This window comes from Cellulomonas sp. GbtcB1 (assembly GCF_019091725.1).
GTDB lineage: Bacteria > Actinomycetota > Actinomycetes > Actinomycetales > Cellulomonadaceae > Cellulomonas.
In genome coordinates this window covers 58,750-79,940 of record NZ_JAGXJG010000006.1, presented here as the reverse complement: position 1 = coordinate 79,940, position 21,191 = coordinate 58,750, and the positions used below count along the sequence as shown (strand labels likewise).

At 75.4% G+C, this 21,191-nt stretch carries 16 protein-coding genes and 1 tRNA gene; 10 read left to right on the top strand and 7 right to left on the bottom strand.

Going from position 1 to position 21,191, the window contains the following annotated elements:
• The first annotated feature begins 8 nt into the window (after positions 1-8).
• Both KVT14_RS03935 and KVT14_RS03930 read left to right on the top strand, forming a co-directional pair.
• The gene (locus tag KVT14_RS03935; RefSeq protein ID WP_217614461.1) at positions 9-1,703 is read left to right on the top strand and encodes a long-chain-fatty-acid--CoA ligase; all 1,695 of its coding nucleotides are present in this window, start codon (positions 9-11) and stop codon (positions 1,701-1,703) included.
• A 124-nt stretch (positions 1,704-1,827) separates the two neighbouring features.
• Positions 1,828-3,036, top strand: a complete 1,209-nt coding sequence (locus KVT14_RS03930; RefSeq protein WP_217614460.1) for a cobalamin-independent methionine synthase II family protein — start codon at positions 1,828-1,830, stop codon at positions 3,034-3,036.
• A 71-nt stretch (positions 3,037-3,107) separates the two neighbouring features.
• Here KVT14_RS03930 and KVT14_RS03925 read toward each other — a convergent pair whose 3' ends face one another.
• The gene (locus KVT14_RS03925; protein WP_308160875.1) at positions 3,108-5,783 is read right to left on the bottom strand and encodes a phosphoenolpyruvate carboxylase; all 2,676 of its coding nucleotides are present in this window, start codon (positions 5,781-5,783) and stop codon (positions 3,108-3,110) included.
• Positions 5,784-5,994: 211 nt separating this feature from the next.
• Here KVT14_RS03925 and tkt point away from each other — a divergent pair, with 211 nt between their 5' ends.
• The 4 genes from tkt to KVT14_RS03905 all read left to right on the top strand — a co-directional run bounded on the left by tkt (position 5,995) and on the right by KVT14_RS03905 (position 10,791).
• The gene (gene tkt / locus KVT14_RS03920) at positions 5,995-8,160 is read left to right on the top strand and encodes a transketolase (RefSeq protein WP_217614459.1); all 2,166 of its coding nucleotides are present in this window, start codon (positions 5,995-5,997) and stop codon (positions 8,158-8,160) included.
• Positions 8,161-8,384: 224 nt separating this feature from the next.
• Complete coding sequence (gene nrdI, locus KVT14_RS03915; RefSeq protein ID WP_217614492.1) at positions 8,385-8,819, top strand: class Ib ribonucleoside-diphosphate reductase assembly flavoprotein NrdI; 435 nt, start codon at positions 8,385-8,387, stop codon at positions 8,817-8,819.
• Between the two features lie 70 nt (positions 8,820-8,889).
• Positions 8,890-9,999: a non-homologous end-joining DNA ligase gene (gene ligD / locus KVT14_RS03910; protein ID WP_217614458.1), complete on the top strand. Its 1,110-nt coding sequence runs from the start codon at positions 8,890-8,892 to the stop codon at positions 9,997-9,999.
• A 75-nt stretch (positions 10,000-10,074) separates the two neighbouring features.
• Entirely contained in the window at positions 10,075-10,791 is a 717-nt protein-coding gene (locus KVT14_RS03905; RefSeq protein ID WP_217614457.1) for a DUF5701 family protein, read from the top strand.
• A 25-nt stretch (positions 10,792-10,816) separates the two neighbouring features.
• Here the strand turns inward: KVT14_RS03905 and KVT14_RS03900 are convergent, their stop codons facing one another.
• On the bottom strand, positions 10,817-11,650 hold the full coding sequence (locus KVT14_RS03900) for a sulfurtransferase (protein WP_217614456.1): 834 nt from the start codon (positions 11,648-11,650) through the stop codon (positions 10,817-10,819).
• Between the two features lie 275 nt (positions 11,651-11,925).
• Between KVT14_RS03900 and KVT14_RS03895 the strand changes: the two genes are divergently transcribed.
• The 3 genes from KVT14_RS03895 to KVT14_RS03885 are packed head-to-tail and all read left to right on the top strand — an operon-like array spanning position 11,926 to position 16,627.
• Positions 11,926-12,948, top strand: coding sequence for a 3-oxoacyl-ACP synthase III (locus tag KVT14_RS03895; protein ID WP_217614455.1), 1,023 nt, complete (start codon positions 11,926-11,928; stop codon positions 12,946-12,948).
• Positions 12,945-15,638, top strand: a complete 2,694-nt coding sequence (locus KVT14_RS03890) for an alpha/beta fold hydrolase (protein WP_217614454.1) — start codon at positions 12,945-12,947, stop codon at positions 15,636-15,638. Before KVT14_RS03895 ends, KVT14_RS03890 begins: the two co-directional genes overlap by 4 nt.
• Positions 15,635-16,627: an NAD(P)-dependent oxidoreductase gene (locus tag KVT14_RS03885; RefSeq protein WP_217614453.1), complete on the top strand. Its 993-nt coding sequence runs from the start codon at positions 15,635-15,637 to the stop codon at positions 16,625-16,627. The genes KVT14_RS03890 and KVT14_RS03885 overlap by 4 nt, the downstream gene beginning before the upstream one ends.
• Before the next feature lie 50 nt (positions 16,628-16,677).
• On the opposite strand, the gene KVT14_RS03880 is transcribed toward KVT14_RS03885, so the two are convergent.
• The gene (locus KVT14_RS03880; protein ID WP_217614452.1) at positions 16,678-16,977 is read right to left on the bottom strand and encodes a hypothetical protein; all 300 of its coding nucleotides are present in this window, start codon (positions 16,975-16,977) and stop codon (positions 16,678-16,680) included.
• A gap of 85 nt (positions 16,978-17,062) precedes the next feature.
• On the bottom strand, positions 17,063-17,452 hold the full coding sequence (locus KVT14_RS03875) for a VOC family protein (protein ID WP_217614451.1): 390 nt from the start codon (positions 17,450-17,452) through the stop codon (positions 17,063-17,065).
• 195 nt (positions 17,453-17,647) lie between these two features.
• Between KVT14_RS03875 and KVT14_RS03870 the strand changes: the two genes are divergently transcribed.
• A complete protein-coding gene (locus KVT14_RS03870; protein WP_308160879.1) occupies positions 17,648-18,709 on the top strand; it encodes an acyl-CoA desaturase in 1,062 nt (353 codons plus the stop codon).
• Positions 18,710-18,771: 62 nt separating this feature from the next.
• Here KVT14_RS03870 and KVT14_RS03865 read toward each other — a convergent pair whose 3' ends face one another.
• From KVT14_RS03865 to KVT14_RS03855, 3 genes are all read right to left on the bottom strand, one after another.
• Complete coding sequence (locus tag KVT14_RS03865) at positions 18,772-18,975, bottom strand: cold-shock protein (RefSeq protein ID WP_147796946.1); 204 nt, start codon at positions 18,973-18,975, stop codon at positions 18,772-18,774.
• A gap of 453 nt (positions 18,976-19,428) precedes the next feature.
• Positions 19,429-19,501 (bottom strand) — tRNA-Thr (locus tag KVT14_RS03860).
• Positions 19,502-19,614: 113 nt separating this feature from the next.
• Complete coding sequence (locus KVT14_RS03855) at positions 19,615-21,135, bottom strand: alpha/beta hydrolase (protein WP_217614449.1); 1,521 nt, start codon at positions 21,133-21,135, stop codon at positions 19,615-19,617.
• Positions 21,136-21,191: the final 56 nt, after the last annotated feature.

Genomic DNA, 21,191 nt, shown 5'->3' with positions numbered 1-21,191 from the left:
ATAGCGGCATGACCTCGACCGACGACCGTCCCTGGCTCGCGCAGTACCAGCCCGGCGTCCCCGCCGACATCGAGCTCCCCACCGAGTCGCTGGTGGCGATGCTCGAGCGTTCCGTCGCCGAGGCGGGCGACGCGCCGGCGCTGGAGTTCTTCGGCCGCCGCACCTCGTACGCCGAGCTCGGCGCGCAGGTCGAGCGCGCCGCCGAGGGCCTGCGCCGGCTGGGCGTGCAGCCGCGGGACCGGGTCGCGCTGCTGCTGCCGAACTGCCCGCAGCACGTGGTCGCGTACTACGCGGTGCTCCGGCTGGGCGCCGTCGTCGTCGAGCACAACCCCCTCTACACGTCGCGCGAGCTGCGGCACCAGTTCGAGGACCACCGCGCGCGGGTCGTCATCGCGTGGGACAAGGCCGTCGAGCAGGTGAAGCAGTTCCCCGCCGACGTCGGCGTCGAGCACGTCGTGTCGGTGAACCTGCTCCGCGCGTTCCCCGCGGTGAAGCGCGCGGCGCTGGCCCTGCCCGTGCCGAGCCTGCGCGCGACCCGCCGGTCGCTCACCGCGCCCGCGCCCGCGCCGGGCACGATCCCGTGGGAGAACCTGCTCTCCCACGGCCCGCTCGACCCGGCGCACCCGCGCCCCGCCGTGACCGACCTGGCCGCGATCCAGTACACCTCCGGCACCACCGGCCGCCCCAAGGGCGCGATGCTGACGCACCTGAACCTGTACGCCAACGCGCTGCAGGGCGAGGCGTGGATGCACGGGGCGGAGTACCGCAAGGAGGTGTTCTACGCGATCCTGCCGATGTTCCACGCGTTCGGCATGACGCTCTACCTCACGTACGGCGTGCTCAAGCAGGGGCTGCTCGTGCTGTTCCCGAAGTTCGACACGGGCCTCGTGCTGGACGCGATGACGAAGTCCCCGGCGACCGTGTACTGCGCCGTGCCGCCGATCTACGAGCGCACCGCGATGGCCGCAAAGGAGCGCGGGGTGTCCCTGGCGTCCTGCCGGTTCTGCATCTCGGGCGCGATGAACCTCCCGGACGCCACCGTCGAGCTGTGGGAGTCGATGTCGGGCGGGCTGCTCGTCGAGGGCTACGGCATGACCGAGTCGTCCCCCGTCGCGCTGGGCAACCCGTTCCACCCGACCCGGCGCACCGGCACGATCGGCGTCCCGTTCCCGTCCACGCGGATGCGCGTCGTGGACCCGGACGACCCGACGACGGACGTCCCGGCGGGCGAGCCCGGCGAGCTGCTGCTGCACGGCCCGCAGGTGTTCGCCGGCTACTGGAACAACCCGGACGAGACGGCCGCGACGCTGCTCCCGGGCGGCTGGCTGCGCACCGGCGACATCGTGACCGTCGACCCCGACGGGTTCACCACGATCGTGGACCGCGCCAAGGAGCTCATCATCACCGGCGGGTTCAACGTCTCCCCGTCGGAGGTCGAGGCCGTGCTCCGCGGGCACCCGTCGGTCGCCGACGCCGCCGTGATCGGCAAGCCGCTGGAGCGCGGCGGCGAGATGGTGGTCGCCGCGGTCGAGCTCGAGCCGGGCGCAGCGCTGGACGAGGCGGCGCTGCGCGCGTACTGCCGCGAGCACCTCGCGGCGTACAAGGTGCCGCAGCGGGTGGTCGCGATCGAGGACACGCCGCGGTCGATGCTCGGCAAGGTGCTGCGCAAGCAGGTGCGCGAGCAGGTGCTCCCGCGGCTCTGACCGGCGACGGCCCGGCCGGCGCGGACGCGCACGCAGCCGCGGCCCGACCCCTGGACGGGCAGCACCCGGGTCCGGACGCGGTGCGACGATGGGCCCGCACGTCCGCCCCGAGCCGGGAGACCCGATGATCCGCAGCACCGACCACATCCTCACGAGCCAGGCCGGCAGCCTCCCGCGCACGCCGGAGCTGATCGCCGCCAACGCCGCCCGCGAGGCCGGCCAGGACGCCGGGGACCACGCCGGCCTGCTCCGGGACACCGTCACGGACCTGGTGCGCCGCCAGGTCGACCTCGGCCTCGACGTGCCCGGCGACGGCGAGTTCGGCAAGGCCATGACCAGCGCGATCGACTACGGCGCCTGGTGGTCGTACTCGTTCCAGCGGCTCGGCGGCCTGGAGCTGCGCGACGGCGCGTCCTGGATCTTCAAGGACGTCCAGTCCGGCCCCGGCGACGTCAAGGTGACCGGGTTCGGCCGCCGCCGCGACCGCGCCGCGTTCGAGGAGGCGTACGCCGACCCGACCAGCGGCGTGTTCCACGGCGGCGACCCCAAGCCGTTCCCGACCGCCGTGGCCCCGGTGACCTACACCGGCCAGGACGCGGTGGCCGAGGACGTCGCCAACCTGCGCGCGGCGCTCGACGCCACCGGCGCGCGGGAGGGCTTCATCACCTCCATCGCCCCGGCGTCGGCCGCGCGGATGGACAACGAGTACTACGCCACGGACGAGGAGTACGTCTGGGCGCTCGCCGACGCGCTGCGCGAGGAGTACGTCGCGATCATCGACGCCGGCCTGGTGCTGCAGATCGACGACCCGTCGATGGCGGAGAACTGGGACCAGATCACCCCGGAGCCGACCGTCGAGGACTACGTGAAGTTCACGGAGCTCCGGGTCGAGGCGCTCAACCACGCGCTGCGCGGGCTGCCCGAGGACCGGATCCGGTACCACCTGTGCTGGGGCTCCTGGCACGGCCCGCACACCACCGACCTGCCGATGAAGGACATCGTCCGGTCGATGCTCAAGGTCAACGCGGGTGCCTACTCGTTCGAGGCCGCCAACGTCCGGCACGAGCACGAGTGGCGGGTCTGGGAGGACGTCCAGCTGCCCGAGGGCAAGCTGATCCTCCCGGGCGTGGTGTCGCACGCGACCAACGTCGTCGAGCACCCCGAGCTCGTCGCCGACCGCATCGAGCGGTTCGCGCGGCTGGTCGGCCGGGAGAACGTCGTCGCGGCGACCGACTGCGGCCTGGGCGGACGCATCCACCACCAGATCGCGTGGGCCAAGCTCGGGACCCTGGTCGAGGGCGCGCAGATCGCCACGAAGCGCCTCTGGGCCTGACGCCCCGGAACGCCGACGGCCCGGCACCCCTCGCGGGGTGCCGGGCCGTCGCGCGTGCGGGGCCGGTCCGGTCAGCCGGTGTTCTGCAGGCCGGCGGCGACGCCGTTGACGCTCAGCAGCAGCAGTCGCTTGTTCTCCTCGACCAGGTCCTCGGACTCGCCGGTCCGCAGCGCGCGCAGCGCCCGGATCTGCAGCAGCGACAGCGCGTCCACGTAGGGGCTGCGCAGCTGGACGGCCCGGCCGAGGATCCGGCGGCGGGACAGGATGCGGTCCGACCCGGTGATCGTCAGCACCCAGCGGCGGGTGAGCGCCATCTCCTCGAGCACGAGCTGCGCCAGGTCGTCCCGGTCGCCCAGCGCGAGGTACCGCTCGGCCAGCCGCTCGTCCGTCTTCGCCAGCGACATCTCGACGTTGTCGATCATCGTGCTGAACAGCGGCCACTCCGCGTACGCGGCCTGGAGCTCGGCGAGGTCGCCGACCGACTCCAGCGCGGTGCCGAGGCCGAACCAGCCGGCCAGGTTGGTCCGGGCCTGCGACCAGGAGAACACCCACGGGATCGCCCGCAGGTCGTCCAGCGACTCGACGGACAGGCCCCGGCGCGCCGGGCGGGAGCCGATCGGCAGCAGGCCGATCTCCTCCAGCGGGGTGACCTGGGCGAACCACTGCGGGAAGCCCTCCGCGCGCACCAGCTCGTAGAACCGGGTGCGGGACGACGCGTCCAGCGCGGAGGCCAGGTCGGCGAACCGCGCGGTGGCGGCCGCGTTCCGCTGCTCGGTCGACGGGGCGCCCGCCAGCAGGGTCGCCGCGGCGACCTGCTCGATGTGCCGGGCGCCGATCGTCGGGTTCCCGTACCGGGCGAAGATGACCTCGCCCTGCTCGGTGAGCTTGAACCGGCCGTCGACCGAGCCCGGGGGCTGGGCCAGCACGGCGCGGTTGGCCGGGCCGCCGCCGCGCCCGAGGGCGCCGCCGCGGCCGTGGAACAGCGTGAGGCTGATCTCGTGCTTCGCGGCCCACGCGGCGATCCGGCTCTGCGCCACGTCGAGCGCGAGGGTCGCGGCCACCGGGCCGACGTCCTTGGACGAGTCGGAGTAGCCGAGCATGACCTCGACGCGCCGGCCGTTCTCCGCGAGCCGGGCCTGCACGGCGGGCAGCGTGAGCATCGACTCGAGGATGTCGACGCTGGCCTCGAGGTCCGCGAAGGTCTCGAACAGCGGGATCGCGTCGATCACCGGGCGGGTGGCCGGGTCCGGGAACACCAGCTCGGCGAGCTGGTAGACCGCGGCCAGGTGCTCCGGCGCCTGCGTGAACGACACGATGTACCGGCGGGCGGCGGCGACGCCGTACCGGCGCTGCACGGCGCCGATCGCGCGGTAGGTGTCGAGGACCTCGACCGTGCGCGGCTCCAGGTCGCCGTCCAGGCCCTTGGCCTCGATGTCCGCGAGCGCCGCGGCGTGCACCTGCGAGTGCTGGCGCACCTCGAGCTCGGCGAGGTGGAACCCGAAGGTCTGCACCTGCCAGATGAGCTTCTGCAGGTCGCCGAACGCGACGCGGGTCGCGCCCGCGGCCTCCAGGGAGCGCTGCACGACGTCGAGGTCGGCCAGCACCTCCTCCGGGCCGGCGTAGGACAGGTCCGCGTCCCGGCGGCGGGTGGCGGCGAGCCGCTCCGCGACCATGCGCAGCGCGCGGCGGTGCGGCTGGTGCTTCACCTCGGCGGCGGCCTTGGTCGCGGCGTCCTCGGAGAGGTCCCGCTGCCGGTGCCACAGCGCGGTGAGCTCCGCGCTGGCCGGGGTGCCGGTGTCGTCGAGCGTGAGCTTCGCCGAGATCTTCCGCGCCGACTCCTCCAGCGCGGTCAGCACGTGCTCGCTCGCCAGCGCGGCGGCGGCCCGGGTCACCTCGGCGGTGACGTTCGGGTTGCCGTCGCGGTCGCCGCCGATCCAGGACCCGAGCCGCACGAACGGGCGGACCGCCGGCTCGCGGCGACCCGCGCCCTCGCCAGACAGCCAGTCGTCCAGGCGGCGGTACACGGTCGGGAAGGTGTCGAACAGCGTCGTGTCGAAGATGTTCATCACCGTGCGGACCTCGTCCAGCACCGTGGGCTTCTGCGCCCGCAGCGGCGAGGTGCGCCACAGCGTGTCGATCTCCTCGAGGATGCGGCGGTCGTTCTCCGCGCGGGAGGTGCCGCCCGCGGCGAGCGCGTCGCGCTCGGCCAGCAGGTCGGAGATGCGCCGGATCGCCCGGGACACCGAGCGGCGGCGGGCCTCCGTCGGGTGCGCGGTGAGCACCGGGCGGAACTCGAGCTCCTGGAGCCGGCGCACGGCCTCGTCGCGGCCGACCTCGCCCGCCAGCGCGTCGATCGCGGCGGGCAGGGAGTCGTCCTGCATGAGCTCGCCGGCCGGCAGCTCCGCCTCGCGCGCGCGCAGCACGCGGACGCGGTGGTGCTCCTCGGCGAGGTTCGCCAGGTGGAAGTAGCAGGTGAAGGCGCGGGCGACCTGCTGGGCGCGCCCGATGGAGAAGGAGCCGACGAGCTCCTCCGCCTCCGTGAGCGCGGACAGGTCCTGCTCGTCGTGCGCGCGGATGGTCAGCGCGCGGACGCGCTCCACGTCGTCGAACAGGTCGTCGCCGCCGGACTCGCGGATGACGCGGCCGAGGAACTCGCCGAGCATCCGGACGTCGTTGCGCAACGGGTCGGGGACCTCGTGGCGCGCGAGGCCGCGGCGGGCCTCGAGCGAGGGCTGGGGGTCGGTCACCGGTCAAGCGTAGGTCAACCGTCCGACGCACGAGACGCGTGTCCGCCTGTCGGTTACCTCGTCCGCGGGCCGGCCCCCTGGGCCCGATGTCCCGCGTGACCGCCCGGGAGTCTAGGCTCGGAGGCAGTGCCCGCGGCCGGTCCGTCGCGACCGGGCGAGCAGAAACCCCCGAAGATCCGGGCCGCCGAGGTCCGGGCGGAAATGAGGTGCGGTGAACGCGAAGGCTCCTGTGGCCCAGCAGGTCGGTTGGACCGAGCTCGACGTCAAGGCTGTCGACACGGTGCGTGTCCTGGCCGCGGACGCGGTGGAGAAGGTCGGCAACGGCCACCCCGGCACGGCGATCAGCCTGGCCCCGGCCGCGTACCTGCTCTACCAGAACGTGCTGCGGCACGACCCGGCGGACCCGCACTGGCTGGGCCGCGACCGGTTCATCCTGTCGGCGGGCCACTCCTCGCTGACGCAGTACATCCAGCTCTACCTGGCCGGCTTCGGCCTGGAGCTCGAGGACATCGAGGCGCTGCGCACGTGGGGCTCCAAGACCCCCGGCCACCCCGAGTACAAGCACACCGACGGCGTCGAGATCACCACCGGCCCGCTCGGCCAGGGCATCTCCTCCGCGGTCGGCTTCGCCATGGCCGCCCGCCGCGAGCGCGGCCTGCTCGACCCCGAGGCGGCGCCGGGCACCAGCCCGTTCGACCACTTCGTCTACACGATCTGCTCGGACGGCGACCTGCAGGAGGGCGTGTCCTCCGAGGCCTCGTCCATCGCCGGCACGCAGAAGCTCGGCAACCTCATCGCGATCTGGGACGACAACCACATCTCGATCGAGGGCGACACGGAGATCGCGTTCACCGAGGACGTCGTCAAGCGCTACGAGGCCTACGGCTGGCACGTCCAGTTCGTGGACTGGACCTCCGGCGGCGAGTACACGGAGAACGTGGACGCGCTGCACGCCGCGATCGAGGCCGCCAAGGCCGTCACCGACCGCCCGTCGTTCATCGGCCTGCGCACGATCATCGCCTGGCCGTCGCCGACCAAGCAGAACACCCACGGCTCGCACGGCTCCAAGCTGGGCGCCGACGAGGTCAAGGGCCTCAAGGAGGTCCTCGGCTTCGACCCCGAGAAGTCCTTCGACGTGGCGCCCGAGGTCATCGCGCACACCCGCAAGGCCCTCGAGCGCGGCGCCGCCGCCAAGGCCGAGTGGAGCAAGGGCTTCGACGCCTGGCGCGAGGCCAACCCGGAGCGCGCCGAGCTGCTCGAGCGCCTGCGCGCCGGCAAGCTGCCGGCCGGCTGGGCCGACGCGCTGCCGACGTTCCCCGCCGGCAAGGCCGTCGCCACCCGCGCCGCCTCCGGCGAGGTGCTCTCCGCCCTCGCGCCGGTGCTGCCCGAGCTCTGGGGCGGCTCGGCCGACCTCGCCGGCTCGAACAACACCACCATGAAGGGCGAGCCGTCCTTCATCCCGGCCGAGCGCTCCACGCACGAGTTCGCGGGCGACCAGTACGGCCGCACGCTGCACTTCGGCATCCGCGAGCACGGCATGGGCGCGATCCTGTCGGGCATCGCCCTGCACGGCCTGACCCGGCCGTACGGCGGGACGTTCTTCACGTTCTCCGACTACATGCGCGGCTCGGTCCGCCTGGCCTCGCTCATGGGCGTGCCGGCGATCTACGTGTGGACGCACGACTCGATCGGCCTCGGCGAGGACGGCCCGACCCACCAGCCGGTCGAGCACCTCACCGCCGTCCGGGCCATCCCGGGCCTCGCGGTCGTCCGCCCCGCCGACGCCAACGAGACGGCGCAGGCGTGGAAGGCGATCCTCGAGCGCACCGACGGCCCCGCCGCGCTCATCCTCACCCGGCAGAACGTCCCGACGTTCCCCCGCGGCGAGGAGGGCTTCGCGTCCGCCGAGGGCGTCGCCCGCGGCGCGTACGTGCTGCTCGAGGCGTCCACCGGCACGCCGGAGGTCGTCCTCATCGGCACCGGCTCCGAGGTGCAGCTGGCGGTCGCCGCCCGCGAGCAGCTCGAGGCCGCCGGCGTCCCGACCCGCGTGGTCTCGGCGCCGTCGCTGGAGTGGTTCGCCGAGCAGGACGAGGCCTACCGCGAGTCGGTCCTGCCGTCCTCGGTGAAGGCCCGCGTCTCCGTCGAGGCCGGCATCGCGCTGTCCTGGTGGAAGATCCTCGGCGACGCCGGCCGTGCCGTGTCGCTCGAGCACTACGGCGCCTCGGCCGCGTACGAGACGCTCTACGAGGAGTTCGGCATCACGGCGGACGCCGTCGTGGCGGCGGCGCACGAGTCGATCGCGGCGGCCCGCGGCGGCAGCGCCCCGGCCTCGGACGCGAGCGCCCCGTCGGAGAGCGGCACGGGCGACCAGCTCTGATCTCGCGCTCACGCGCAGAACGGCCGGGCACCCCTGCGGGGGGTGCCCGGCCGTCCTGCGTTCCCCGCCGAGAACCCCGCCGAGTCTCCATTTCCGCACTCCGAGCCCGCCGCCGCGCGCAGACGAGAAGTGCAGACTCGGCGACCCCGGGGCCGACGATGGGAGCGCGGGACGTAGGTCCCCGGCGCCGCGGGCGCCGTGCGGGGAGGGTCGGAGGCGTGAGCGTGCGGCAGACCCCCGTGTACTACTACTCGTCGAGCTCCGGGCTCGTGCGGTCGTTCGCGCTGCGGCTGGACCGGCCCGTGCGGGACCTGTCCGAGCGCGCGGTGCGGCTGAGCGAGGCCGACGGGCCGTGGGTGCTGCTCACGCCGTCGTACAAGACGGGCAACGAGGCCAACGACACCATCCCCGAGGCGGTCCGCCGGTTCCTGCGCTCCGAGGTGAACCGCCGCCGCATGGTCGGCGTGCTGGGCAGCGGGAACCGGAACTTCGGCCGGTACTACCAGCACGCCGCTCGTGACATCGCGGCCCGGTCGGGCCGGCCGGTGCTGTTCGAGTTCGAGATCGCGGGCACGCCCTGGGACGTCGAGGAGTGCCGGCGGATCCTCGAGGACCTGGACGCCGCGCTCGCCGCGGGCGGGAACGCGCCGGCCGCCTGACACCCTTGGGCGCGCGCTCATCTCGGCCGGGTGGGTGCGCGCGTCGGCGGTCGGCCCTAGCGTGACCTCCATGAGCCCGTCGAAGGTGCCCGCCGAGGAGATCGAGGTGCGCGGCCGCACCGTGCGGGTCTCCAACCCCGACAAGGTCTACTTCCCCGACCGCGGCCTGACCAAGATCGACGTCGTCCGGTACTTCGTGAGCGTCGGCGACGGCATCCTCGGCGCGCTGCGCGACCGGCCGACGACGCTGGAGCGCTGGCCGCGCGGCTGGTTCGAGGGCGCGAAGCTGTCGACCCGCATGGACAACAAGGGCGACGCGTTCTTCCAGAAGCGGGTCCCGCAGGGCGCGCCGGACTACGTCGAGTCGACGACGATCACGTTCCCGTCCGGCCGCACCGCCGACGAGGTGACCCCGACCGAGCTGGCCGTGGTCGCCTGGGCCGCGAACCTCGGCACGCTGACGTTCCACCCGTGGCCGGTGACCCGCGCCGACGTCGAGGCGCCCGACCAGCTCCGCATCGACCTGGACCCGCAGCCCGGCACGACCTTCGACGACGCAGCCCGGGTCGCGCCGCACGTGCGCGAGATCCTCGCCGAGCACGGGCTGACCGGGTTCCCCAAGACGTCGGGCGGCCGCGGCCTCCACATCTTCGTGCCGATCGAGCCGCGCTGGTCGTTCACGCAGTGCCGTCGCGCGACGATCGCGCTGGGCCGCGAGCTCGAGCGCCGGCTGCCGGGCCAGGTCACGACGAAGTGGTGGAAGGAGGAGCGCGGCGAGACCATCTTCGTCGACTACAACCAGATGGCCCGCGACCGCACGATCGCCTCCGCCTACTCGGTCCGCCCGAACCGCCGCGCCACCGTCTCCGCGCCGCTGCGCTGGGAGGAGGTGCCGGACGTGCACCCGGACGACTTCGACGTGACGACCATGCCCGCCCGGTTCGCGGAGGTGGGCGACCTGTTCGCGCCGCTGGTCGCGCGCACCTCGCCGGCCGAGGGCACCGACGCCGTCGCGCCGGGGTCGCTCGACGGGCTGCTGGAGCTCGCGGCGAAGGACGAGCGGGACCACGACCTCGGCGACCTGCCCTATCCGCCGGAGTACCCGAAGATGCCCGGCGAGCCGAAGCGGGTGCAGCCGAGCAAGGACCGCGACCGGCCGAAGGAGCCGGCGGACGACTGAGGCGCTGCCTCGGGAACCCGCCGGGCGCGCCGGGCGTTCACCCCCTCCCGGACCGACGACCCCGAGGAGCGCGGAGTGCCCGTCCCCGTCATCGCCCCCGACCCCACCTGGCCCACCGTCGCCGCCGCCGACCGCGCGCCCGAGCCTTACGACCCCGGTGCCGCGGCGGCCGCCGAGCTCGACCGGCAGGTCCGCGCGCACCTCGACCTCGGCCTGGCGGCGGTGCACGGCCTGTCCCCCGCCGACCTCGTCGCCGCGGTCGCCCCGCTGCGTGCCGCGCTCGCCGCCGGCGCCGCGGCCGGGCCGTCGTCCGTCGACCCCGACGACCACGTGCCGTTCGTCCTGGTGCTCGACGGCGGCACCGCGCGGGCCAACGCGTCGGTGCCGGCGCTGCGCCGCGGGACGCGCCCCGGCGTCAGCGTGATCGACGACGACGAGATGGCCGGCTACCGCCCGCTGCCCGACCTCGACCTGCCCGCCGAGCCGTACCTGCTGCTCGACGTCGACACCGGGACGGAGTTCTGCAACACCCGGCCGGAGGACGCGCTGACGACCGTCCGGAGCCGCGGACGCACGCCGCTGACCGTCGCCGAGGGGATCGCGCTGGTCGCGGTCCGGCCGGACATGCTGCGACCGAACCGGTGCTTCTCGCTGATGGGCTCGCGGGCCGGGAACCAGCGGGTGCCGGCGGTGTGGATCAGCGAGCGCCGGCCCAAGCTCGGCTGGTGCTGGGACGGGAACCCGCACACCTGGCTCGGCGCGGCCTCGGCGGGCGGCCGGACGGCGGGCTGACCCCGACCCGGCTCGCGGTCCGGCGTCACTCCCCGACGGCGACCGGGCGGTCCGGATCGTTCGACCACTGGGACCACGAGCCCGGGTACAGCACCGGCGTGCGCCCGGCCAGCACGATCGCCGCCGCCTGGTGCGCGGCGGTCACGCCGGAGCCGCAGTAGACCGCGACCTCGCCGCCCTCGGCCACCCCGAGGGCGGCGAACCGCGCGGTCAGGTCGTCGACGGGGCGGAACCGGCCGTCGGCGTCCAGGTTGTCCGCGGTCGGCGCGCTCACCGCGCCGGGGATGTGCCCGGCGCGCGGGTCGACGGGCTCGACCTCGCCGCGGAACCGCTCGGCGGCGCGGGCGTCGAGCAGCACGCCCTCCTCGGCCCACCGGCCGGCGCCGTCGGCGTCGAGCACGGGCAGCTGCCCGCCGGTCAGCGTCACGTCGCCGGGCTCCGGCGCGGCCTCGGGGGTGTCGAGCGCCCCGCCCGCCGCGACCCAGGCCGGCAGCCCGCCGTCGAGGATCCGCACGTCGGCGACGCCCGCCCAGCGCAGCAGCCACCACGCCCGCGCGGCCGACGTGGCGCCGGAGTCGTCGTAGACCACGACCGGCTCGCCGGCGCGCAGCCCCCAGCCGCGCGCCGCGGCCTGCAGGTCCGCGACGTCGGGCAGCGGGTGCCGGCCCTCGGCGGCGCTCGGCGGCGCGGCGAGCTCCGTGTCGAGGTCGACGAAGACCGCGCCCGGCAGGTGGCCGGCCCGGTACGCGTCGACCCCGGGCGGGCCGCCGAGCGCCCAGCGCACGTCGAGCAGCCGCGGCGGGGTGGGCCCGCCGAGCTCGCGGGCGAGGTCGGCGGCGGTCACGAGCACGTCGGTCATGGCGCCCAACCTACGGGCGCGGGCGGCCCGGCGACCAGGGACGGCGCTTCCGGCGGGCGGGCGGGCGCGGGACGTGTCCGACACCACGCGCACGTCCCGGAACCCGCGGGATCGCGCGCTCGTTCCCCCCGTGGTGCCCCGTCCCGGGCCCCCGGCAGGGAGGTCCGCTCCGTCGCACCAGGACCTTCGTGGCGCGCGCTGGAGCCGGGTGCAGCATGCTGGCTCCCTCAGTACGCCGCGAGCCCCGCTCGTCCTGTCGCCCGTCTGGAGCCCGTGTGTCCGGTAACGCCACCACCCGGTTCGGCAACGTCTCGCTGCTCTCCGTCGCGAGCCGGCTGCCCAGCCGCATCACCACGTCCGCCGAGATCTCCGAGCGGCTCGGGTCGGCGCTGCGCCGGCTGCGGCTGCCGCGGACGGTCCTGGAGCGCGTCGCGGGGGTGGAGGAGCGTCGCAACTGGGGGCCGGGCGAGGACGCCGACACCGCGACGATCGCCGCGGGCACCGAGGCGCTCCGCGAGGCGGGCGTGAACCCCGGCGACGTCGGGCTGCTGATCAACACGTCGGTGACCCGCAAGCACTTGGAGCCGTCCGTCGCGGTGCGGCTGCACCACGGGCTCGGGCTCGGCAGCCACGCGGTGAACTTCGACGTGGCGAACGCCTGCCTCGGGTTCATCAACGGCATGAGCCTGGCGGCGACGATGATCGAGTCCGGCCAGGTGCGGTACGCGGTCGTGGTGAACGGCGAGGACGCCGACGACATCCAGCGGACCACGGTCGAGCGCCTGCTCCGGCCGGAGGTCGGCCGCGAGGACTTCATGGAGGAGTTCGCGACGCTGACGCTCGGCTCGGGCTCGGCGGCGGCTGTGCTCGGCCGGACGGACGAGAACCCCGGCGGGCACCGGGTCCTCGGCGGGGTGACCCGCGCGGCCACCCGGTTCCACGACCTGTGCGTGGGCAGCGCCGACGCGATGCTCACCGACGCCCGGGCGCTGCTCGAGGGCGGGCTGGAGCTCGTGGTCGACGCCTGGCACGAGGCGCAGCGGGACTGGGACTGGTCGTCGATGGACCGGTACGTCACGCACCAGGTGTCCCGGGTGCACACCGACGCCATCGTCAAGGCGGTCGGCCTGAACCGGAAGCGCGTCCCCACGACCTTCCCGCACCTCGGCAACGTCGGCCCCGCGTCGATCCCGATCACGCTGGTCGAGGAGCAGCACTCCCTGCGGTCGGGCGACCGGGTCCTGCTCATGGGCGTCGGCTCGGGCATCAACACCGCGATGATGGAGCTCGCCTGGTGACCGCGGCGCTCCGCGTCCGTCCCGCCTCCGCCCCGCCCGCCGGGCTGCCCGGCCTGGACCCCCGGTTCAGCCGGCTGCTGCCGCTCCCCGAGGACGCTCCCGACACCGGGCTCGGCGTCGGCGAGCCCGCCTGGCACCACCTCGACACGGGGCCCGAGCTCGCCGCGCGCGGGATCACCCCGGTCGGCACCGTCCTCGCCGTGCACGGCAACCCCACGTGGTCCTACCTGTGGCGGTCGCTGATCCCTGCGACGCTCGACGCCGCGGCCGCGGGCCGGCCGGCGTGGCGCGTCGTGGCGGTCGACCAGCTCGACATGGGCTTCTCCGCGCGCACGGGCCGGCACCGTACCCTGCCCGAGCGGGTCCGGGACCTCGACGCGTTCACGACGGCCCTCGGGCTGACGGGGCCGGTCGTGGTCCTCGGGCACGACTGGGGCGGCGTCGTCGCGATGGGCTGGGCGGTCGACCACCCCGACCTGCTGGCCGGCCTGGCGCTGCTCAACACCGCGATCGCCCACCCGGACGGCGAGCCGATCCCCGCGCCGCTGCGCGCGGCCACCGCCGGGCCGGTGCTCCGCCTGGCGACGTCGACCACGCCCGCCTTCCTCGAGACCACGCTCGCCCTGGCGCACCCGCCCCTGGCCCGGGAGGTCGCGGACGCGTACCGGGCGCCCTACCGGCACGCCGAGGACCGCGGCGGGGTCGAGGGCTTCGTCGCCGACATCCCCGGCCACCGCGACCACCCGAGCGCGCCGGAGCTGCGCCGGATCGCGGCGGGCGTCGCCCGGCTCGACGTCCCCGCGCTCCTGCAGTGGGGCCCGCGCGACCCCGTGTTCCGCGACCGGTACCTGGACGACCTGGTCGACCGGCTGCCGCAGGCGCGCGTGCACCGGTACGAGGGTGCGGGGCACCTCGTCGCCGAGGACGTGGACTGGGCGACGCCGCTGCTCGACTGGCTCACGGAGGCGGTGCCGGGCGACGGCACCGGGGCCGCCGCGGCCGCCCCGGCCCGGGCGACGCCGGCCGACGACGCACCCGACGCCGCCGACCCGTGGACCCCCCTGTGGGACCGGCTCGACGCCCGCGCCGACGACCAGGGCCCGGCGGTGCTCGACATGGGCGCCGACGGCGGCCCGCGGACCGTGTCCTGGCGGCTGCTCGCCCGTCAGGTGCGCCGGATCGCCGCGGGGCTGCGGCGGGTGGGCGTCGAGCCCGGCGACCGGGTCTCGCTGCTGGTCCAGCCCGGCCCGACGCTCACCGCCCTCGTCTACGCCTGCCTCCGGATCGGCGCGGTCGTGGTGGTCGCGGATGCCGGGCTCGGCCCGCGCGGCCTGACCCGCGCGCAGCGCGGCGCCCAGCCCGACTGGGTGGTCGGGCAGACCAAGGGCCTGCTGGCCGCGCGCGCCCTCGGCTGGCCCGGCGTGCGGATCGCGGCGGACCCGCTCGGACCCGCGGCCCGGCGCGCGCTCGACGTGGCGCACCTGCTGGTCGACGTCGCCGACCTCGGCCGCGACGAGGTGCTGCCGGCCGAGCCCGGCCCGGCCGACGAGGCGGCGATCCTGTTCACGTCCGGCTCCACCGGCCCCGCGAAGGGCGTCGTCTACACGCACGCCCAGCTGTCGGCGCTCCGGGACGTGCTCGCGACGCACTTCGACGTCGGGCCGGAGACCGGTCTGGTGACGGGCTTCGCCCCGTTCGCCCTGCTCGGCCCGGCACTCGGCACGCGCTCGGTGACGCCCGACATGGACGTGTCCGCGCCCCGCACGCTCACCGCCCGCGCGGTGGCCGACGCGGTGCGGGCCGCCGACGGCTCGATCGTGTTCCTGTCCCCCGCCGCGATCCTCAACGTGGTCGCGACCGCGGACGACCTCGACGCCGACGACCGCGCCGCGCTCGCCCGGGTCCGGACGTTCCTGTCCACCGGCGCGCCGATCAGCGCCGACCTGCTGGGATCGGCGGCCGCGCTGATGCCCGCGGCCGAGGCGCACACGCCCTACGGGATGACCGAGTGCCTGCTGGTCACCGACATCACCCTCGGCGGCATCCGGTCCGCCGCGGCCGCGCCGGACGCGGGCGTGTGCGTCGGCCGGCCGGTCGGACCCGGGCGGGTGCTCGTCAGCGCGCTCGACGCCGACGGGGCCGCGACCGGTGCGCCGTCGGACGCCCCGGGCGTGCTCGGCGAGGTGCTGATCAGCGCCCCGCACCTCAAGCAGCACTACGACCGGCTGTGGCTGACCGACCGCGCCGCGGAGCGCGACGTGCCCGACGGCCGCTGGCACCGCACCGGCGACGTCGGCCACCTCGACGCCGTGGGCCGGCTGTGGATCGAGGGCCGGCTCGCGCACGTCCTCGTCACCGCCGACGGCCCGCTGGCGCCGGTGGGGCCGGAGCAGCACGTCGAGCGGGTGGCCGGCGTGCGCCGGGCGGCCGTCGTCGGCGTCGGGCCCGCGGGCGTGCAGCAGGCGGTGGCCGTCGTCGAGCCGCCCGCCGACGAGGCGCCCCGGCGCGCCGGCCTGGCCCCGTCTGACCTGGCGGACGCCGCGCGCGCCGCCTCCCCGGTCCCGCTCGCCGCGGTCCTGGTCGCGCCGCGGATGCCGACCGACGTCCGGCACAACTCGAAGATCGACCGCACCCGGCTGGCGGCCTGGGCGGCGCGCGTCCTGTCCGGCGGCCCGGCGGGCACCCCGTGACCGTCCTGGTGACCGGGGCGTCCGGGCTGCTCGGCGGCGCCGTCGCGCGCGTCCTGGCCGACCGCGGCGACGACGTCCGCACGCTGCAGCGCCGGCCCTCGGGGGTGCCCGGCGCCCGGGACGTCGCGGGCTCGGTCACCGACCCCGCGGCCGTCGCCGCGGCGCTCGACGGCGTCGACGCGGTCGTGCACCTGGCGGCCCGGGTGTCGCTCGCCGGCCCGCGCGAGGAGTTCGACGCCGTGAACATCGGCGGCACCACCACCCTGCTCGACGCCGCGGAGCGCGCCGGGGTCCGGCGGTTCGTCCAGGTGTCGTCGCCGTCGGTCGCGCACGGCGGCTCGTCGCTCGTCGGCGTCGGGGCCGAGCCCGCGGACCCCGCCCACGCCCGCGGCGACTACGCGCGCACGAAGGCGGCGGCCGAGCTGCTGGCGCTCGACCGCGACCGCGGCGGCGAGGGCGGGATGGCCGTCGTGGCCGTGCGCCCGCACCTCGTCTGGGGCCCCGGGGACACCCAGCTCGTCGAGCGCGTGCTCGACCGCGCCGCTCGCGGCCGGCTGCCGCTGCTCGACCAGGGCGCCGCGCTCATCGACACCACCTACGTCGACAACGCGGCCGACGGCATCGTCGCGGCGCTCGACCGGGCGGGCGCGCCCGAGGTCCACGGGCACGCCTACGTGCTCACCAATGGCGAGCCCCGGACCGTCGCCGACCTGCTCGCCGGCATCTGCCGCGCGGGCGGGGTGCAGCCCCCGGCGTGGCGCGTCCCCGCCGGCCTCGCCCGCGCGGCGGGCGGCCTGGTCGAGGCCGTCTGGCGGCTGCGCCCCGGGACGGACGAGCCGCCGATGACCCGGTTCCTCGCCGAGCAGCTGTCGACCGCGCACTGGTTCGACCAGCGCGCCACGCGCGCCGACCTGCGGTGGACGCCGGCCGTGAGCCTGGACGAGGGGTTCGCGCGGCTGGCGGCGCACTACGGCGGCGCGCGGGGCTGAGGCGGCGCGGCGTGCAGGGCGCCGACGCGACACCGGTGGGGCGCGGCGCGTCAGCGGTCGTCGACCACCGGCAGCCAGCGCGGGCCGGAGCGCCGGGCGACTGCGGCGCGGTGCACCTGCGCGAGCTCGCGGGCACGGTGCGCCACCCGCCGCCCGATCCGCGCGGCGCCGTCGTCGTCCCCCGCGAGGTACCGCACGACCACCCGCGCCTCGCCCGCGACCACGGCGACGTCCTGCGCCTCGACCTTCGTCAGCGCCCGGGCGGCATCGGCGGCGGCGGGCAGCAGGGCGGCGGGGTCGACGCCGGGGAGCAGCAGCCCGACGCCCAGGGTCACGCGGTACGACGGCACGGCCGCGAGCGTACCGGCGGCACGCCACGACGCCGGACTCCGGCCGCCCGCCGGGCCCGCCGACCCCCACGCTCGCCCCGGCGCCTCACATCCTGACCGACCCGTCCTCCCCGATCGACCACTCCGGGTTGTGCGCGACCTCCCACACGTACCCCTCGGGGTCGGCGAACGCCCCGGACGTCCCGCCCCACTCCGCGAGGGCCGCCGGCCGCACGACGGACCCGCCCGCCGCCGCGGCCGCGTCGAGCACCGGCGCGACCTCCGCGGCCGCCCGCACGTTGTACGCGAGCTCGAGCCCCCGCGCCCCGCGCCCCTCGACGCCGGTCCACAGCGCGAGCACCAACCCGCCCGCCTGGAAGAACGCCACCTCCCCGTCGGGCCGGCGCGGCGCGGGCCACCCCATCGCCTCGTAGAACGCGCACTGCCGGTCGAGGTCCGTGACGCCGAGCGTCACCACGCTGATCCGCGGCTCCATGCGACCTTCCTACCGTGCCTCCACGAGATCCACCCGCGATCGGGGGGACAGCCCCCGGGTCGCGGGCCCCGCGGTCACGTAGCGTGGCCGCATCCGAACGACGAGCGTCCGCGCTCACGCCCGCGGCTGGGAAGTCGACCACCCCCCACGTTCGGAGCGCGCTTCGTGACACCCCCCGCACCCGCCGCCGCGCCGGTGGCCCCCGCCCGGCCGAACCAGGCCGCGTCGACCGGCTCCTACCAGGAGCTCTCCCGCCAGATCCGCGACGCGGGCCTGCTGAACCGCACGCCGGGCTTCTACGTCCTGCTGCTGGTCGGCCTGGGCGTCGCCCTGGCGGCGCTCGTGGCGGGCTCCGTGCTGCTGGGCCGGTCCTGGTTCCAGCTGCTGATCGCGGGCGGTCTGGGGATCGTGCTGACGCAGGTCGCGTTCGTCGCGCACGAGGCGTCGCACCGGCAGGTGCTGGCGTCGGGCCCGGCCAACGACCGCCTCGGGCGCATTCTGGCGAACGGCGTCGTCGGCATCAGCCACTCGTGGTGGATGACCAAGCACTCGCGGCACCACGCGAACCCGAACCACGTGGGCAAGGACCCGGACATCGCGCCGGACACCATCGTGTTCCTGCACGCGGACGCCGCGAAGCAGAACCGGGTGATGGCCGCGCTGACCCGGGTGCAGGGCTGGGCGTTCTTCCCGCTGCTGACGCTGGAGGGCCTCAACCTGCACGTGACGGCGTTCCGCAGCCTGCTCGCGCAGGAGCGGTCCCGTGCCCGGACGCTGGAGCTGACGATGCTCGTCGTGCGGCTGAGCGTGTACACCGCCGCGGTGCTGTGGTTCCTGGGGCTCGGGATCGGCTTCGCGTTCCTCGGCGTGCAGCTCGCGGTGTTCGGCGTCTACATGGGCGCGTCGTTCGCGCCGAACCACAAGGGCATGGCGGTGATCCCGGAGGGCAGCCGGCTGGACTTCCTGTCCAAGCAGGTGCTGACGTCCCGGAACATCACCGGCGGGCACGCGATGAGCACGCTCATGGGCGGCCTGAACTACCAGGTGGAGCACCACCTGTTCCCGAGCATGCCGCGCCCGCACCTGGCCCGGGCCCGGCTGCTGGTGCGCGAGCACTGCCTCCGCAACGGGGTGCCGTACACGGAGACGACGCTGCTGCGGTCCTACGCGATCGTGGTGCGGTACCTGAACGACGTCGGGCTCGCGGCCCGCAACCCGTTCGACTGCCCGATGGTGCAGCGCTTCCGCCAGGTCTGAGCGACCCGGGGCAGCAGAACGCCGGCCGTCCCCGAGGGGGCGGCCGGCGTTCGCGCGTCAGCTCAGAGCGGGCGGATGTTCGCCGCCTGCGGGCCCTTCGGGCCCTCGGTGACGTCGAACTCGACCTGCTGGTTCTCCTCGAGGGAGCGGTAGCCGGAGGAGGCGATCGCGCTGTAGTGCGCGAACACGTCCGGGCCGCCCTCGGCGGGAGCGATGAAGCCGAAGCCCTTCTCGGCGTTGAACCACTTCACGGTGCCGGTGGTCATGATGTCTTCTCTCGTTCGAGGACCGGAACCGCGGACGCGGATCCTGGTGCCGCGCCCCGAGGGGCGCGGACGGTGGTGGGTGCGCACGCAGCGTGCGGGCGCAGCGGGACGGCGGGCCGCGGCGAGCGCGGCGACGGCCTGGTCCCAGGTCGGGGTCACGGCCACGGGGCGCGACAGGTGGTCGCTGACGTGGTGGCCGTCGGGCTCGCGGGCGATGAGGCCGGCGTACTCGCCGGCGGCGGTGGCGGCCCAGAGGTTCTCGTCCGCCTGGCGCCACTGGACGGGCGCGGTGTCGGCGGGGGTGGTGGTGCGGGTACTGAGGGTGATGATCTGACGACTGCTCTCACTCCGCACGACGTCGGCGGAGGGTGGGGGCGACGGCACCGGGTGGGGTGCCGTCCGGACTGCTGCAAGAGGCCCGGGAATCCGCGAGGAATCCCGGGCCTCCAGCTGAGCCGCCTAAGAGAATCGAACTCTTGACCTTCTCATTACGAGTGAGACGCTCTGCCGACTGAGCTAAGGCGGCGCGCGCCCACCGATCCGGCGGACGAGCACGGACACTGTACCTGGCGGACGGCGCCTCGACCAAAGCGAGCCTCGTCACCCCGCCGACGACCGGCCCCGCGGGCCCGCCCGCGGTCAGCAGCGGGTGCCGTCGGCGGGCACGGTCCCCTCGAGCAGGTACGCGTCGACGGCGTCGGCGATGCAGGCGTTCGACCGGCCGTAGGCCGTGTGGCCCTCGCCCTCGTACATGAGCAGGTGCCCGGAGTCGAGGGTGCCCGCGAGGCTCTCGGCCCAGGCGTACGGCGTCGCCGGGTCGTTGGTCGTGCCGACGACGACGATCGGCGCGGCGCCGGCCGCGGAGTAGTCGTCCAGGCCGCCCGCCTCGGGCACGGGCCACTGCGCGCAGATCACGCCGCCGTAGCCGAAGAAGTACCCGACGGTCGGCGCGACCTCCTCGATCGCGGCCGCCTGGGCGCGCATCTCGGCGACGTCGGTGGTGCCGCGGTCGTCGGCGCAGCCGATGGCCCAGAACGCCTGGGTCGAGTTCGAGGAGTACGTGCCGTCCGCGTTCCGGTCGTAGTACAGGTCGGCGAGCTGGAGCAGGATCGAGCCGTCGCCGGACAGCGCCGCGTCCAGGCCCATCGTGAGGTAGCTCCACGAGCTCTCGTCGTACAGCGGGAGCGCGATGCCGCTGAACGCGAGCGCGCCGGTCAGGGGCCGCTCGGTGCCGGTCGGCAGCGGGGACTTCCGCGCCCGGTCGAGGACCGAGCGGACCTGGGCGAGGCCGTCGTCGACGGAGCCGGAGAGCGGGCAGTCCGCGCCGGCCTGGCAGTCGGCGACGTAGGCGCGCAGCGCGTTCTCGAAGCCCTGCGCCTGGCCCTCGGAGAGCTCCTGGGAGGACAGCGTCGGGTCGAGGGCGCCGTCGAGCACCAGGCGCCCGACCTGCTGCGGGAACAGCGCCGCGTAGGTCGCGCCGAGCTGCGTGCCGTAGGAGTAGCCGACGTAGTTCAGCGTCTCGTCGCCGAGGACCGCCCGCAGCACGTCCATGTCCTTGGCGGCGGACACCGTGTCCACGTGCTCCAGCACGGGGCCGGTGTTCTCCAGGCACGCCGCGCCGAACGCGCCGTACGCGTCCTCGGCCGCCTGGATGCCGGCGTCGGTGCCGAAGTCGAAGTCGGTCGAGACGATCTCGTCCATCGCCGGGCCGTCGACGCAGGTCACGGGGGTGGACGACGCGACGCCGCGCGGGTCGAAGCCGATCAGGTCGTAGCGGTCGACGACCTCCTGGCCGAACCGCGGCAGCGCGATCGAGGACAGCGCGTCGATGCCGGACGACCCAGGCCCGCCCGGGTTGATCAGCAGCGACCCGAGCCGGTCACCGGCGGCCGGGTGCCGGCTGACGGCGATCTCGACGGTGTCGCCGTCGGGCTCGGCGTAGTCGAGCGGCACGACCAGCGTGGCGCACTCCAGCTCGCCGCAGGCCTGCCAGTCGAGCTCCTGCGCGTAGATCGCGTCGAGGCCCCGGACGTCGGCCGCGGTCGGCGCGGTCGTGACCTGGGTCTGCTCCTTCGGGGCCGTGCAGCCCGCCAGCGCGAGGGCGGCGACCGCGACGAGGGCGGCGGCGCGCGCGAGCCCGCGGCGGCGGGTCGCGGGCACAGGTCGGCTGAGGGCTCTCGAGGCGGGAGTCACCGGACCACGGTAACGGCCCGCCG

Excerpts from the sequence above, each read along its gene's own strand:
- KVT14_RS03935 (WP_217614461.1), top strand. The coding sequence starts at position 9 with ATGACCTCGACCGACGACCGTCCCTGGCTCGCGCAGTACCAGCCCGGC.
- KVT14_RS03930 (WP_217614460.1), top strand. The coding sequence starts at position 1,828 with ATGATCCGCAGCACCGACCACATCCTCACGAGCCAGGCCGGCAGCCTC.
- ligD (WP_217614458.1), top strand. The coding sequence starts at position 8,890 with ATGAGCCCGTCGAAGGTGCCCGCCGAGGAGATCGAGGTGCGCGGCCGC.
- KVT14_RS03900 (WP_217614456.1), bottom strand. The coding sequence starts at position 11,650 with ATGACCGACGTGCTCGTGACCGCCGCCGACCTCGCCCGCGAGCTCGGC.
- KVT14_RS03875 (WP_217614451.1), bottom strand. The coding sequence starts at position 17,452 with ATGGAGCCGCGGATCAGCGTGGTGACGCTCGGCGTCACGGACCTCGAC.
- KVT14_RS03865 (WP_147796946.1), bottom strand. The coding sequence starts at position 18,975 with ATGACCACCGGCACCGTGAAGTGGTTCAACGCCGAGAAGGGCTTCGGC.